Annotated in this window: 12 protein-coding genes and 1 tRNA gene; 6 read left to right on the forward strand and 7 right to left on the reverse strand. The window is 66.7% G+C overall.

Annotated features, from left to right (window positions below; all coding sequences use genetic code 11):
- Positions 1–9: 9 nt before the first annotated feature.
- Positions 10–2169 carry a phosphoribosylformylglycinamidine synthase subunit PurL gene (gene purL, locus C4S70_RS00165; RefSeq protein ID WP_104006093.1) on the reverse strand — a complete coding sequence of 720 codons (2160 nt, stop codon included), beginning with the start codon at positions 2167–2169 and terminating at the stop codon, positions 10–12.
- An 87-nt stretch (positions 2170–2256) separates the two neighbouring features.
- The gene (locus C4S70_RS00170; protein WP_104006094.1) at positions 2257–3255 is read right to left on the reverse strand and encodes a LacI family DNA-binding transcriptional regulator; all 999 of its coding nucleotides are present in this window, start codon (positions 3253–3255) and stop codon (positions 2257–2259) included.
- A gap of 165 nt (positions 3256–3420) precedes the next feature.
- Here C4S70_RS00170 and gap point away from each other — a divergent pair, with 165 nt between their 5' ends.
- Complete coding sequence (gene gap, locus C4S70_RS00175) at positions 3421–4449, forward strand: type I glyceraldehyde-3-phosphate dehydrogenase (protein ID WP_104006095.1); 1029 nt, start codon at positions 3421–3423, stop codon at positions 4447–4449.
- 1300 nt (positions 4450–5749) lie between these two features.
- Here the strand turns inward: gap and C4S70_RS00190 are convergent.
- Together C4S70_RS00190 and C4S70_RS00195 are read right to left on the reverse strand one after the other, a co-directional pair.
- A complete protein-coding gene (locus tag C4S70_RS00190; protein ID WP_104006098.1) occupies positions 5750–6223 on the reverse strand; it encodes a disulfide bond formation protein B in 474 nt (157 codons plus the stop codon).
- A gap of 7 nt (positions 6224–6230) precedes the next feature.
- Complete coding sequence (locus C4S70_RS00195; protein WP_104006099.1) at positions 6231–6809, reverse strand: YqaA family protein; 579 nt, start codon at positions 6807–6809, stop codon at positions 6231–6233.
- Positions 6810–6977: 168 nt separating this feature from the next.
- On the opposite strand from C4S70_RS00195, the gene C4S70_RS00200 reads away from it, so the two are divergent.
- From C4S70_RS00200 to C4S70_RS00210, 3 genes are all read left to right on the forward strand, one after another.
- Positions 6978–7061 (forward strand) — tRNA-Leu (locus tag C4S70_RS00200).
- A gap of 126 nt (positions 7062–7187) precedes the next feature.
- Complete coding sequence (gene upp, locus C4S70_RS00205) at positions 7188–7820, forward strand: uracil phosphoribosyltransferase (protein ID WP_104006100.1); 633 nt, start codon at positions 7188–7190, stop codon at positions 7818–7820.
- A gap of 67 nt (positions 7821–7887) precedes the next feature.
- Entirely contained in the window at positions 7888–9147 is a 1260-nt protein-coding gene (locus C4S70_RS00210; protein WP_146064158.1) for an SPOR domain-containing protein, read from the forward strand.
- A 204-nt stretch (positions 9148–9351) separates the two neighbouring features.
- Here the strand turns inward: C4S70_RS00210 and C4S70_RS00215 are convergent, their stop codons facing one another.
- The 3 genes from C4S70_RS00215 to C4S70_RS00225 all read right to left on the reverse strand — a co-directional run bounded on the left by C4S70_RS00215 (position 9352) and on the right by C4S70_RS00225 (position 12416).
- Positions 9352–10368, reverse strand: a complete 1017-nt coding sequence (locus tag C4S70_RS00215) for a hypothetical protein (RefSeq protein ID WP_104006102.1) — start codon at positions 10366–10368, stop codon at positions 9352–9354.
- A 117-nt stretch (positions 10369–10485) separates the two neighbouring features.
- Positions 10486–10677, reverse strand: coding sequence for a YgaP family membrane protein (locus tag C4S70_RS00220; protein WP_104006632.1), 192 nt, complete (start codon positions 10675–10677; stop codon positions 10486–10488).
- Between the two features lie 113 nt (positions 10678–10790).
- Positions 10791–12416, reverse strand: a complete 1626-nt coding sequence (locus tag C4S70_RS00225; RefSeq protein WP_104006103.1) for a long-chain-fatty-acid--CoA ligase — start codon at positions 12414–12416, stop codon at positions 10791–10793.
- A gap of 174 nt (positions 12417–12590) precedes the next feature.
- On the opposite strand from C4S70_RS00225, the gene C4S70_RS00230 reads away from it, so the two are divergent.
- Positions 12591–13238, forward strand: coding sequence for a sulfotransferase family 2 domain-containing protein (locus C4S70_RS00230; protein WP_104006633.1), 648 nt, complete (start codon positions 12591–12593; stop codon positions 13236–13238).
- A gap of 224 nt (positions 13239–13462) precedes the next feature.
- Positions 13463–14167 carry a Hint domain-containing protein gene (locus tag C4S70_RS00235; RefSeq protein WP_104006104.1) on the forward strand — a complete coding sequence of 235 codons (705 nt, stop codon included), beginning with the start codon at positions 13463–13465 and terminating at the stop codon, positions 14165–14167.
- The last annotated feature ends 80 nt before the right edge of the window (positions 14168–14247 follow it).

The raw sequence follows: 14247 nt of genomic DNA on the forward strand, positions 1-14247 counted from the left end.
GCGGGCGCGTCAGCCCACCGCCGCTTCGAACGCGGTCCGGTAGAGGCGGGAGAGTTCCTCCAGCGGGGCCTCTGACCCGCCCAGCCGCACGGTATCGCCGCCGAACCGCCCGACGGCCTGGATCGGCACGCCCTCCTGTCCGGCCGCGGCCATCAGCGCCTCGGCCTGGTCGAAGTTGCAGGCGATCAGATAGCGCGCCTGGTCCTCGCCGAAGAGTTGGCCCATGTCGTCGGTGTCGATCTGCACGCCCACGCCCGAGCCTTCGGCCAGTTCGAACGCCGCCAGGGCCAGCCCGCCGTCGGAAAGGTCGGTGCAGGCGGCGATCCATTCGCGATGCGCGCGGATGAAGTCGCCGTGGCGGCGCTCGGCCTCCAGATCCACATGCGGGGCGTCGCCTTCTTCGCGGTTGAACACCTCGGCCAGCAGCGCGGACTGGCCCAGATGGCCGGTGGTCTCCCCGATCACCAGCGCCACATGGCCGTCGCGCACCTGGGTGCCGATGATCTCGTCGGCGCTGGCCAGCAGGCCTACCGCGGCGATGGTGGGGGTGGGCAGGATCGCCTCGCCGTCGGTTTCGTTGTAGAGTGAGACGTTGCCTGACACGATCGGCATGTCCAGCGCCTTGCACGCCGCGCCGATGCCCTGGATGGCGCCGACGAACTGGCCCATGATATCGGGCTTTTCGGGGTTGCCGAAGTTCAGGTTGTCGGTCGAGGCCAGCGGCTTTGCCCCTACGGCGGTCAAGTTGCGGTAGGCTTCGGCCACGGCCTGCTTGCCGCCCTCGACCGGGTTGGCGCGCACATAGCGCGGGGTCACGTCCGAGGTGAAGGCAAGGTGCTTGTCCGTCCCGTGCACCCGCACAATGCCCGCGCCCAGCCCCGGCGTGCGGGCGGTGTCGGCCATGACCATCGTGTCGTATTGTTCATAGACCCACTGTTTCGCCGCATGGTTGGGCGAGCCGATCAGGGCGCGCAGCCCGTCGATCGGGTCCACCTGCGGCACCTCGCCCAGCGGCGCGGGCGCGGGCGTGGGCACCCAGGGGCGGTCGTATTCGGGGGCCTCCGAGGACAGTTTCGACAGCGGCAGGTCGGCCTTGACCTCGTTGCCCTGCATGATCAGGAACCGGTCCTCGGCGATGGTTTCCCCGACGATGGCAAAATCCAGATCCCATTTCTCGAACACTGCCCGCGCCTGCGCCTCCTTTTCGGGGCGCAGCACCATGAGCATCCGCTCCTGGCTTTCGGACAGCATCATCTCGTAGGCGGTCATGCCCTCTTCGCGCTGCGGCACATGGTCGAGTTGCAGCTTGACGCCCAGCCCCCCCTTGTCGCCCATTTCGACCGCCGAGCAGGTGAGGCCCGCCGCGCCCATGTCCTGGATCGAGATCACGGCGCCGGTCTGCATCAGCTCCAGACAGGCCTCCATCAGACGCTTTTCGGTGAAGGGGTCGCCGACCTGCACGGTGGGGCGCTTTTCCTCGATCGTGTCGTCGAACTCGGCACTGGCCATCGTCGCTCCGCCAACGCCGTCGCGGCCGGTCTTGGCGCCGAGATAGACCACCGGCATGCCGACGCCGGATGCGGCCGAGTAGAAGATCTTGTCCGCATCGGCCAGCCCCGCGGCAAAGGCGTTCACCAGACAGTTGCCGTTATAGGCGGGGTGAAAGCGCACCTCGCCGCCCACCGTGGGCACGCCGAAACAGTTGCCGTAACCGCCGATCCCTTCGACCACGCCATGCACCAGATGCCGGGTCTTGGGGTGGTCGGGCGCGCCGAAGGACAGGCTGTTCATCGCCGCGATGGGGCGCGCGCCCATGGTGAAGACGTCGCGCAGGATGCCGCCCACGCCGGTCGCCGCGCCCTGGTAGGGCTCAATATAGGAGGGGTGGTTGTGGCTCTCCATCTTGAACACCACCGCCTGGCCATCACCGATATCGACGACGCCCGCGTTCTCGCCCGGGCCGCAGATCACCTGCGGGCCCTCGGTCGGCAAGGTGCGCAGCCACTTTTTGGACGATTTGTAGGAACAATGCTCGTTCCACATCGCCGAGAAGATGCCGAGTTCGGTGAATGTCGGCTCCCGTCCGATGATATCGAGAATGCGGTCGTATTCTTCGGGCTTCAGGCCGTGGCTCTCGATCAGTTCGGGGGTGATGGCGGGCTCTTGCATCGCGTGTCCTCGGGCAGCGTGGCGGAAGTCAGGCGCCTTTTAGGGCAAGCGGGCGGGCAGCGAAAGGGGGATGCGCGCCGCAGCCGGTCAGAGCGATTCGCCCGGCGACAGGGTGGGGGTCAGCGCCTCGATCGCCGGGGACGCGTCGCGGTCGCGGCGCTCCAGCACGATCCGCGCGGCGCGGCGGCCGATCTCGTGGCGGTGCGAATCGGTCGTGGCCAGCCGGACCGGCATGCCCCGAAGCAGTTCCAGATCGTTGAACCCCGCCAGCGCCAGATCGTCCGGCACCGAAAGGCCGCTGGCCAGGCAGTGCATCAGCCCGCCGATCGCCATCAGGTCCGACGAGTAATAGATGCAGTCCAGATCGGGGTGCCGCTCCAGCATTGCCGCCGTCAGGTTGCGCCCTTGTTCGACAGAAGAGCCGCCGGAATAGGTGTCGGTCGCTGCCAGCTCCAGCCCTGCCGCGGTCAGAGCGGCGGTGAACCCGTCGAGCCGTTTGCGCGCGCGGAAGTCCTGCGGCATCTTGGTGCCGATAAAGCCGATGCGCCGGTGCCCGCGGGCGACGATCTCGCGCCCCATGTCGTGACCGGCCTGACGGTGCGAGATGCCGACGCAATGCGACACGGGCGTGCCGTCCACGTCCATCACCTCGACCACGGGGCAGGGGGCGCCTTCCAGCAGCCGCCGGCCGGCCTCGGAATGTTCCAGTCCCGCCACGATCAGCCCCGAGGGCTTCCAGCTGAGCATTTCGCGGATCACCTCGGCCTCTTCGTCCAGATCGTATCCCGTGACCCCCACGAAGGGCTTGAGCGGCGAGCCCTCGAGTGCGGCCGAGATGCCCGACAGCACCTTGGGAAAAACGAGGCTTTCCAGCGAGGGCACCACCACGCCGACCAGGTTCGAGGCATGCGACGACAGCGCCCCGGCGATGCGATTCGGCACATAGCCCAGCTCGCGCGCGGCCTGCATGACCTTTTCGCGGGTTCTGTCCGACACCTCTGCCGCCCCCCGCAGGGCGCGCGAGGCGGTCATCATGCTGACCCCGGCGCGGGCCGCGACATCGCTCAGAACCGGCTTTTTCGTCATGGCGCGATGCTGACGCAGAACCGCGTGCCCCGCAAGCCCGCAGGCGCGGATGCCGGCGCGGTTTCCGCGACATTGACTTTTCGCCGCAATCGGCTATGGTAGCGATACCGGTAACGATACCGGCGCCGCGCGTGCGCCGGCATCCATTGCTCTGGAGGGAGAGCCATGACCCTGAAGATCGGTATCAACGGTTTCGGCCGGATCGGGCGCGGCGTATTGCGGGCGCTGATCGAATCCGGCGCCGATGACGTCGAAGTGGTCGCGATCAACGACCTCGCTGCGCCGGACCATCTGGCGCATCTGCTGAAATACGACAGCGTGCATGGCCGCCTGAAGGCGCGGGTGCGGGTCGAGGGCGACACGCTTTTTGTGAACGACCGCGCGATCCGCGTCACCGCGCTGCGCGACCCGGCGAAGCTGCGCTGGGCGGATGTGGACATCGCGATGGAATGCACCGGCAAGTTCACCGAACGCGACAAGGCCGCGGCGCATCTGGCAAACGGATCCTCGCGGGTTCTGATCTCGGCCCCGGGCAAGAACGTGGACCGCACCGTTGTCTACGGCGTGAACCACACCGACCTGACCGCTGATGACGTGATCGTGTCCAATGCCTCCTGCACCACCAACTGCCTTGCGCCGATGGCGATGGTGCTGGACCGCGCATTCGGCATCCGCACTGGCTACATGACCACCGTGCATGCCTATACCGGCGACCAGCCGTCGCATGACACCGACCACCGCGACCTTTATCGGGCGCGGGCTGCGGCGCTGTCGATGGTGCCGACTTCGACCGGGGCGGCGCGGGCGATTTCCCTTGTTCTTCCGCAGCTTGAAGGACGTCTTGAAGGTTCCGCCATTCGCGTGCCCACCCCCAACGTGTCGCTGGTGGATCTCAGCTTCGTGCCCGAGCGTCCGGCCACGGTCGAGGCAATCAACGACGCGATGCGCGCCGCCGCCGAGGGCGAACTGGCCGGGGTGCTGGCCTATGAGGAAGACCCGCTGGTGTCGGTGGACTTCAACCACGACCCGCATTCGTCCTGCTTTGCCGCGGCGCAGACCACGGTGACGCGCGACGGGCTGGTGCGCGTGGTCAGCTGGTATGACAACGAATGGGGCTTTTCCAACCGCATGATCGACACCGCCCGCCACATGGGCGCGGTGATGGCGGCGTCGGCCCCGCTGGCGGCCGAATAGGCGGGTGAAGGACCAGAGCGCGGGCCGAGACGGCGACTCCGTCGGCCCGTGCTACCACCGCTGGCCGACATGGATATACACCAGCTCTTCGCCTTCGTGGTTGCGACTGTAGTCGATCGAAAGTCCAGAGGAAACTTCTTCGACAGCCTGTATCGTGCGCCGATGCCTGCGGCGGCGTGATTGCCGGTTGCGTCCAGCCGGCCAAAGCCCGGCCCGACGCCGCCGATCCCGGCAAACAGCACCGCGCCGAAGCGCCGGCCCAGCCGCTGGCGCATCTCGACCTGCGCCGAGGCGGCATGGCTGTCGATGAACCGGGTAGAGGGGAAACCCCGGAACTTGTCGTTCAGGCCCAGCGCGCAGCTGTCAAAGAACGGCGCCCGGTCCGAGGCGGCGCAGACCGAGGCGCGGGCGGCCAGCACCGCGTCGTGCCACAACGGCACGAAGGCGTCGGCGTTGACGAACCCCTTGGCATAGCTGCGGTCCGGCCCGTCCAGCGTCTGGCCGCGGAACGCGGTCGCGACTATCCGGCTGCCTTTGGTGGGGTAATCGGTGTCGTCGCGCGTGCCCCATTCCGCCACCGCGCCCAGCGTGCCCAGCTTGAGATTCGCGTCGGGCTGCAACTCGGGCGGCAGCAGTCCGCCCAGATCGGTGGTGATGGTCGTGTCCAGATAACGCGCGGTGATGCCCAGAGAGATGTCGGGCGAAAAACCGTATCGCAGTTCCAGATTGGCAATCTCGCCGGTTTGGCGGATCGCCAGTGGCCCAAGTCTCGTGTAGACGTCATGGCTCAGGTCAGCGTGGCCCAGAAACAGGCTGGCCTGCCAGCGGTTCGAGACCAGCGCGACCGATGTCGAAATGCCATAGCCGAAACTGCCATTGTCGGTCTTGAAACCCCCAGCGCGAGATGGGACGACTTCGACTCCTCGTCCGAGCGGAACACATAACCGCCGCCAAGGGCCAATCCGTTGCCGATCAGCGGGCTCTTGAACGGGATCGGCGCGGCGATGAACGATCCCTGCCCAAACCCGAAGCGGGCGGCGGGATGGGGCAGGTCGGCGTTGCGCTCGGCCAGTTCGGCGGAACTGGAGCCGGTCACCTCCTCTGCGCTGGCCGACGGCGCACAGGCGACCATCCCGGCGGCAATCCAGACCAGCGCAGTGCGGCACAATGAATTCACAGAGTTCATCGCCAAAGCCCCCGCCAGGTTCTTGCCATCAAGAGGCCGGAGCGCCGGAAAGGCAAGAGGCAGTCTTGCCACGCCCATGCCTTTCGTTCCGATCGCGGCACCCCGTGTCGGGATTCAGTCGCGAACCGACCGCGCCGCCGCCATCAGCCACAGAACGGCCAGGCCCGCCGAGGCCACCGCGTTCCAGGCCGCCATGCTCAGCCCGAACATTTCCCACGGTATCTCGTCGCAGCGCACCAGCGGGGCCGACATGATCTGCTCCAACAGCTGTTCGGGGCTAAGCCCCCCGACCGGACCGGTGGTGCAGATCCTTGGCCCCTCCCACCAGTGCTGTTCGACACCGGCGTGGTAGACGCCGATCCCGGCGGTCGTCAGCGCGGCCAGCGCGCCCAGAAGGGGCAGGCCGCGACCGGGGATCATCAGCGCGATCCCCCCGATCAGGATCGCTGCGCCATGCGGCCAGCGTTGCCACAGGCACAGCTTGCAGGGCGCCATCCCGCCCAGATACTGGAACCCGAACGCCCCCAGCAGCAATGCGGCCGAGCCGCCCGCCGCGGCAAGGATCAGAAAGTTGCGGCTCAGAGGCATGGCGTCCTCACAGGTATTTGACCAGAAAGAAGCTGCCGATCAGCAGCACGATGAAGACGGTGAACACAAGGCCCAGCCGGTGTTCGATGAAATCCCGGATCGGCGCGCCGAAAATGCGCAGCAGCGCGGCCACCACGAAGAACCGCAGCGCACGGGCGAGAATCGAAGTGGCGACGAAGGTCGGCAGCGGCATCGCGGTCCAGCCGGACATGATGGTGATGACCTTGTAGGGAAACGGCGTCACTCCCGCGGTCAGCACCGCCCAGAATCCGAAATCGTTGAACCGCTGGTTGAACTCCGCCATTGCGTCGGCCTTGCCCATCGCGGTCAGGATCGGGGCGCCGATGCTTTCATAGGCGAAATATCCGATGGCATAGCCCAGCATGCCCCCAAGGACCGAACCCGCCAGCGCTACGGTGGCCACGCGCCAGGCGTTTTTGGGATGGGCCAGAATCATCGGGATCATCAGCGTGTCGGGCGGAATCGGAAAGAACGAGCTTTCGACAAAGGCCACGACGAACAGCACCCACATTGCGTTGGGGTGGTCGGCATAGGCCATGGTGGTGTCGTAGAGACGTCTTATCATGCGATGCTGTCCGTGGCCGCCCCGGCGCGGCAATGAGGGCAAACCACGCGAGGGCGGGCAGGTCAACCGCGCTTTGCCCGGCGGTGCCGTTTTGCCTCTGGACCTCGGCGCGAGGGGGCGCTAATCGGTTAGTGTCCGTTCCGATGCGGCCCAGAGGGGCGATACCGTGCGGGTGTGGCGGAATGGTAGACGCGAGGGTCTCAAACACCCTTTCCGAAAGGAGTGTGGGTTCGACTCCCACCACCCGCACCACGGCCTGACCTTCCGCCCGCCGATTGCGCGCCGCGGCCGGTGTCGTGGGGCCGAAAACCGTCAGACCGTTCTTGCAGATGCAGCCCCGGTGATCCATGAAGGGGCAGCACAAGTCACGAGGCCCCCATGTCTGGAAACGTCACCGTCGTCGATCATCCTCTGGTCCAGCACAAGCTGACGCTGATGCGTCAGAAGGAAACGCCGTCGGCGCTGTTTCGCCAGCTCTTGCGCGAAATCACGCTGTTGCTGACCTACGAAATCACGCGCGACATGCCGCTGACCACCGCGCATATCGAAACCATGCTCGAGCCGATGGAGGCGCCCGTTCTGGCCGGCCCCAACCCGGCGGTGATCTCGATCCTGCGGGCAGGCAACGGGATGCTGGACGGCGCGCTGGAGGTGCTGCCGCAGGCGCGTGTGGGCTTCGTCGGGCTCTACCGGGACGAAGAGACGCTGAAGCCCGTGAAATACTACTTCAAGGTGCCCAACCGGCTGGACGAGCGGCTGGTGATCATGGTCGATCCGATGCTGGCCACCGGCAATTCCTCGGTTGCCGCCGTGGACATGCTGAAAGAGGCCGGCGCGCGGCAGATCCGGTTCCTCTGCCTTCTGGCCGCGCCCGAAGGCGTGGACACGATGTACAAGGCGCACCCGGACGTGGAAATCGTTACGGCTTCGATTGATCGGCAGTTGAACGACAAGGGCTATATCCTGCCCGGGCTGGGCGATGCGGGTGACCGGATCTTCGGGACGCTCTGACGAACTGCGCGCTGGACTCGAAGGGTGAATCGCGGCATCCTGCCACAAAATGTTGTGGGGGATGTTGATGAGACCTACGAGGATTGTTGCGCTGGCCATCATGTTGGGGTCCATCGCGATGGCCTCGTCAAACGCCCAGACCCTGCGCGAGGCGCGGCCGCCCGCCGAATTTCCGCCGGCGTCCTTCAAGGGCAAGCAATATGTGGACAGCCGCGGCTGCATCTACATCCGTGCGGGCGTCAACGGCAACGTCACCTGGGTGCCCCGCGTGACCCGCGACCGCAAGCAGCTGTGCGGATACAAGCCGACGCAGGTCGCCGGTGCCACCAGCGCGCCACCTGTGCCCCGAGCGACCAGGCCGTCCACGCTCATCACCCTGGCGCCGGCCGATCGGGTGGACGCAAAGCCGGCAGCAGCGCCCGCGCCCACCGTCGTTGCAGACGCTCCGGCGGCCAAACCGGGACAGGCGTCGTCGGTCGCTCGGGCGTCTGCGGACAAGCCCGCAGCCCGGACCCGGCCGCGCGTGCCTTCGCCCGCGCCGGCACCGACGGTGTTCGTCAATTCCCCCAAGGATGATGGCCCGGCCCGGACGCCGCCCAGGGGGCGAGCCGCGGTCAAGGTCGCGAAGGCGCCCGCGACACCCCGCCGCGTGCCCTCGCCGGCGCCCGAGCCGACAGTGTGGGAGAATCCGCAGCCGAACAAGACCGCTCCGGTCATCGCTCCCCGCAGGTCCCGAACGGCCACACCGCCCAAGGTGGTGTGCCCGAACGCCTCGCCCTTCAGCCAGCAGTTCATCAACGAAGGCGCCCGCTGTGGTCCGCAACAGGTGCCCCCGGTCCCGTCGCAGGCCGCAACGCGCCGGGGCGCGGTCGCTCTGGCGCCCGACACGAGGATCATTCCCCGCCACGTCTACGAGAACCGCCAGAACACGACCAATGTTTCGGTGCCCAAGGGCTATCGCCCGGTCTGGAAGGATGGCCGTTTGAACCCGCACCGGGCCGAGCGCACCGCGCGCCCCAGCCGGATCTCCGCATCCGCCGTCATACCACGGGGATTCCGGCGCGTGGATCGCGGGGACGACCGCTACAACACGCGCCGCGGCAAGGGTGCGGCGCAGGGCGATGCGCAGACCGATCTGATCTGGACCCGCACGGTGCCACGGCGGCTGATCCGCAAGCCGATCAAGGCACATGCCGTTACACTGCCCGACAGCGTGCTGGTTTCACCGGCCGAAGCCGAACCACCTCTGCGTTTCCGGATTTCCACCCGGTCGGCCCCGGCCTCGCCATCCGCGAAAGGCCCGGCCGGGGAGGGTGGCGGACGCTGAGCCGCCTGCGCTTGCCGCGCGGGTCTGGATCTATTGCCCGCTCCCACGCAATCCGCGCCATCCGACAGACCCGCGGGCGCTTCTTCATCTTGCCGAAAATACTCCGGGGGTCCGGGGGCAGAGCCCCCGGCCGGTCGGATTGGCGCAGCCAATCCGAAAACCGCCGGATCACCGCCCGGTTCGTTTGACAGGCTTCGCCCCCTGCTATCCGGCGCAGATGTTCTGCAACAAGACCCAGTCCCGGTCCGGCAACAACGGCTCCAGGTCCCGGCCCGCCATCGGGTCGGCCTCGATCAGCCCCAGGACGGTCTCGCCGGTCCTGTCCACGGCATAGGCATAGGGCCGGGATGACACTTCCATCCGTGCGAACATCGCCAGAACCGCCTCCTCAGGCGGCGGCGCGGGGCGGGGGCGGGCCAGCAGGTCTTCGGCATGGGAAACCAGCATCTCCGGGGACAGCGCGCCCGTGGTCAGCAACCGCACTGTGGCGCCAATCCCCAGGTTCTTCAGCATCGCGTCCAGCGGATCCTGCAGCCCGGCCCGGGCGCGCTCGACCAGGACATATCCCGCCATGACCGAAGGATCCTCGTAATCCTCGACCAGCTTGCGGTTCACCACGGCAATTCCACCGGGCAACAGCAGGCTGTCAGCGACGCCGTCCCGCAGCACCACCAGTCGCGCTACGCCGATGCGTCGGGCCAGCCGGTCCAGCACGGCCTCCGATTCGGGGGTGCGGCAGGGCGGACCGGCAACACGGCCGATCCGGGAGAGAATCGCCTGGCCGATCTCCTGGCGCTGGATCTGCGGCACCACATTGACCGCATGGCGCCGCATCGCGCCGGGCAACCAGAACACCATCAGCGCGATGAAAACCGCCATGACCAGCAGCACCAGCCCCCCGCGCAGCCGGCCCGGATGTGGCCGCGTGCGCTCGACCGCGTGACGGAGATACTCGATCGCTTCGATCATCTCCGACTCGCGCTCGTCCAATTCGAGCGTCTCGCCCGGATCGCCGTCGGGGTGAAAGATCGCCGGCAATTCGTCAGGATTGGCCCGCTGAATCGCGGCCAGCGACCAGTGACTCAGCGCCCGGTCGTTCATGTCGGAAATGGTGAGCGTCGCGTCGCCGATGGAAACGATGACCTCGCGCCGCTGGTCCTCGGGTGTGGGGCGCCACAAACCGGACGCTTCGATGCGTTGATACCTGGTCAGCGCGGTCATTGAGTCTGCCGGAAAAGGTTCTGCCTGTCTTGCCGGCAAACTAGCACGGCACCGGCGCCGGCGGCAAACGGTTCGGCCGCGGGCGTCGGTGCCGCGATAGGGGAGGAGGAGACGGTATCAGGCGGACTTGAACCCCAGCATCCGGAAGAAGCTGGCCGCCGGGCAGAACCCGGTAAAGGCCGACTGGAACAGGTTGGCGCCGACGAACACGGTCAGCCACACGAACAGCGGCGACACATAGACGGTCAGAACCACGGACAGAAGAACCATGAATCCCGCAAAGGCGGTGACGGCTTGGTTGACGGTCATCGAAACATCCTCTCGCATGTTGCGCGCCCTCGTCGGCGCAATCGCATTCCAATATGGGAATATGATTGCGCCTGGCAAGAGGGTGTCGAAAAAAAGCCGGCAGTGCCCTTGCGTCACAAGGACTTGGCGACTTCGCGCAGCCGGAATTTCTGGATCTTGCCGGTCGAGGTCTTGGGCAATTCGCGGAACACCACTTTCTTGGGCGCCTTGAACCCGGCGAGCGTTTGGCGGGAAAAGGCGATCAGCTCCTCTTCGCTGACGCTTTGGCCCTCCTTCAGCTCGACAAAGGCGCAGGGCACCTCGCCCCATTTCTCGTCCGGTTTCGCCACCACCGCGCAGAGCAGAACGGCCGGGTGCTTCATCAGCACGCCCTCGACCTCGACCGAACTGATGTTCTCGCCGCCCGAAATGATCACGTCCTTGGCCCGGTCGGTGATCTTGATATAGCCGTCCTCGTGCATGAAAGCGACGTCGCCGGAATGGAAATAGCCCCCCGCAAAGGCCTCGGCCGTGGCCTCGGGGTTCTTGAGGTAACCCTTCATCACCGAATTGCCGCGGATCATGATCTCGCCGGTGGTGTGGCCGTCCCAGGGCACCTCGTTCATGTTCTCGTCCATCACCGTGATATGTTCCATCATCGGCATGAGAACCCCGGTGCGGGCCTTGATGGCATAGCGTTCCTCGTCGGGCAGGTCGTCCCATTCCGGCCGCCAGAGGCATTCGGTGACATGGCCGAAGGTTTCGGTCAGGCCATAGACCTGTGTGACGTTGAAGCCCAGGGGCTCGATCGCGGCGAGCGTCGCGGCGGGCGGCGGGGCGCCGGCGGTGAAGACCTCGACCACATGGTCGAAGGGGCGGCGTTCGTCGTCGCGGGCGTTGACGATCATGTTCAGCACGATCGGCGCGCCGCCGAAATGGGTCACGCCTTCGTCGGCGATGGCGTCATAGATGCCCTTGGCGGTGATGTCGCGCAGGCAGACCAGCGTGCCGCCCATCATCGGCATCAGCCAGGTGTGGTTCCAGCCGTTGCAGTGAAACAGCGGCACGATGGTCAGATAGACCGGCCGTAGCGTCATGCGCCAGCTGACCACGGTGCCAAAGCACAACAGATACGCCCCGCGATGGTGATAAACCACGCCCTTGGGCCGGCCCGTCGTGCCGGAGGTATAGTTCAGCGCAAGGCTTTCCCATTCGTCCTGCGGCATGATCCAGTCGAAATCCGGGTCCGCCTGTGCCAGCACGTCTTCGTAGGTGGGATATTTCCCGCTGGCGGGGTAGCCGTGCGCCGGATCGGGCACCTCGATGATGTGCGGGCCGTCGCCCTCCATCGCCTCGATCGCCGCCTCGGCAAGGCCGAGGAACTGGGTATCGACCAGCGCCACCCTGGCCTCGCCATGGCCGAAGATGTAGGACACCGTGTCCACGTCCAGCCGGATGTTGATCGTGTTCAGCACCGCCCCGCAGGCGGGCACGCCGAAATGCGCTTCGGCCTGGGCGGGGACGTTGGGCAGGATGGTGGCCACCACCTCGCCCGGCTTCACCCCCATCGCCGCCAGCGCCGAGGCCAGCCGGGTGCATCGGTCGTGATATTCGGAATAGCTCTTGCGGTGGTCCCCATAGACCACGGCAAGGTCGTTCGGAAACACGCAGGCCGCGCGTTTCAGAAACGACAGGGGCGTGAGCGGCACGTAGTTGGCCGCGTTCTTGTCCAGACCGGTTTCGTCCGCCATCCAGCCCATTGGTTCTCCTCCCTGGTTCTCCTCCCTTGCATCTGCGTGCGTGTCGCGACGGAAGCGCATATTGCGCAGCGCCAACCTGTTTGAAAAGAGCCGATCGTATCCCGCGACAAATCCGCGCCCGTGCGGGCGCGGCGCATCTGGAACCGCGCCCTGCGCTGGGCTAGCCTGCGGCCCATGATCCTCAGTCCTGGGCGCGGTTACGTCTTCATCCACATCCCGAAAACGGGGGGCACCTCGCTGGCTCTGGCGCTCGAGGCGCGGGCGATGAAGGACGACATCATGTTGGGCGACACCCCCAAGTCCCGCAAGCGCCGCCGCCGGCTGCGGGGGGCGCGGGCACGCGGGCGGCTGTGGAAACACTCCACCCTCTCGGACATCGAAGGGCTGGTTCCCGACGCGGTGCTGGACGGCCTGTTCGCCTTTACCTTGGTCCGCAATCCGTGGGACCGGGCGGTGAGCTATTACCACTGGCTGCGCGGGCAGGAATTTGACCACCCGGCGGTCGGTCTGGCAAAGGCGCTGGATTTCGCCGCCTTCCTGTCGCACCCGCAGATCCGCGCGGCGTTTCGTGCCATGCCCGCCGGCGCCTACATGCGCCGGTCGGACGGGCGCGAGCAGTGTGCGGCCTTCATCCGCATCGAACATTTCGACGAAGACGCCGCGCCGCTCTTCCGGCATCTCGGGTTTGCGCTGACGCTGGGGCGCGCGAACGCGTCCGACCGGGGGCGGGACTGGCGCGACTATTACGACGAACGGACCGCGGCGATCGTGGCCGAGGACTGCGCCGAGGACATCGCGCGGTTCGGCTATCGTTTTGGCTGAGGAAACGGGGTGGGCCGGGCAGGACCGACGGGGCCGGGGACCGGCCGATTGTTGCCGGTTTTGGCACAAATGCGCCCGCTGCGATCAATTGTGCGGTCTCGCCACGGCTATGTCACAATTTCGCCCTTTTGCCGGCCTTCGGGGGGCCATCGAATCGGGTTGAATGGCCTGGAGGAGGGGCGCCCGGTCGCGCCCCGATACTGCAGGAGGCAGGAGGTCCGGGCATGTTCGGCTGGATGGAAATGATCGGCCAGAAGCCGTCGGCGGATATCGAGGATGCCGAAGGCGTGATGCAGGGGATGATGATCACCGGGCGGGCCGGGATCATGTCGGACATGGCCGTTGCGACCGATCACGGCTGGCGCCGGGCGGCGGCGCTGCGGGTGGGCGACAGGGTTCTGACCTTCGACAACGGGTTTCAGCCGGTCCGCGACATCCAGCGCGAAACCTTCCGTCTGGCCGAGGGAAGCACGCTGCGCCCCGTGGTCATCCCGAAGGATGCGCTGGGCAACGATGCCGAACTGCAACTGATGCCCGAGCAGGGGATCATGGTCGAAAGCGACACGGTTCAGGACATTCTGGACGATCCCTTCGTGGTGATCCCCGCCCACACGCTGTGCGGGTTCCGCGGCATCCATGGCGGTGAACCGGACGAGGAAATCGGCGTCACCACGCTGGCTTTTGCCGAAGACCAGGTGATCTATGTCGAAGGCGGGTTGCTGGCCTATTGCCCTTGCCCGCGCGACCTTCTGGCCAGCGGCACCGAGACGATCGCCGCGCCGCTCTATGAGGTCATCGGCGCGCGCCCCGCGACCTATCTGGTGCGTTGCCTGATAGTGGACGACGACGTGAAGGCGCTGGTCTGCGACCCCGAGGAGCTGGCCGAGGTGGCCAGACGCAGCCGCGAGGCGGCCGGGGTTCCGGCCTGACCGGATGGCCCGTTACCGGCACGACACGAACAGAGGCGCCCCGCGGGGCGCCTCGCTGCGTTTCGGGGATCTGCCTGACC

The sequence above is a fragment of the Jhaorihella thermophila genome, from assembly GCF_900108275.1.
Lineage (GTDB): Bacteria > Pseudomonadota > Alphaproteobacteria > Rhodobacterales > Rhodobacteraceae > Jhaorihella > Jhaorihella thermophila.

Bases quoted from the DNA above. Each gene is read 5' to 3' on its own strand.
- purL (WP_104006093.1), bottom strand. From the start codon at position 2,169: ATGCAAGAGCCCGCCATCACCCCCGAACTGATCGAGAGCCACGGCCTG.
- C4S70_RS00170 (WP_104006094.1), bottom strand. From the start codon at position 3,255: ATGACGAAAAAGCCGGTTCTGAGCGATGTCGCGGCCCGCGCCGGGGTC.
- gap (WP_104006095.1), top strand. From the start codon at position 3,421: ATGACCCTGAAGATCGGTATCAACGGTTTCGGCCGGATCGGGCGCGGC.
- C4S70_RS00190 (WP_104006098.1), bottom strand. From the start codon at position 6,223: ATGCCTCTGAGCCGCAACTTTCTGATCCTTGCCGCGGCGGGCGGCTCG.
- C4S70_RS00195 (WP_104006099.1), bottom strand. From the start codon at position 6,809: ATGATAAGACGTCTCTACGACACCACCATGGCCTATGCCGACCACCCC.
- upp (WP_104006100.1), top strand. From the start codon at position 7,188: ATGTCTGGAAACGTCACCGTCGTCGATCATCCTCTGGTCCAGCACAAG.
- C4S70_RS00210 (WP_146064158.1), top strand. From the start codon at position 7,888: ATGAGACCTACGAGGATTGTTGCGCTGGCCATCATGTTGGGGTCCATC.
- C4S70_RS00215 (WP_104006102.1), bottom strand. From the start codon at position 10,368: ATGACCGCGCTGACCAGGTATCAACGCATCGAAGCGTCCGGTTTGTGG.
- C4S70_RS00220 (WP_104006632.1), bottom strand. From the start codon at position 10,677: ATGACCGTCAACCAAGCCGTCACCGCCTTTGCGGGATTCATGGTTCTT.
- C4S70_RS00225 (WP_104006103.1), bottom strand. From the start codon at position 12,416: ATGGGCTGGATGGCGGACGAAACCGGTCTGGACAAGAACGCGGCCAAC.
- C4S70_RS00230 (WP_104006633.1), top strand. From the start codon at position 12,591: ATGATCCTCAGTCCTGGGCGCGGTTACGTCTTCATCCACATCCCGAAA.
- C4S70_RS00235 (WP_104006104.1), top strand. From the start codon at position 13,463: ATGTTCGGCTGGATGGAAATGATCGGCCAGAAGCCGTCGGCGGATATC.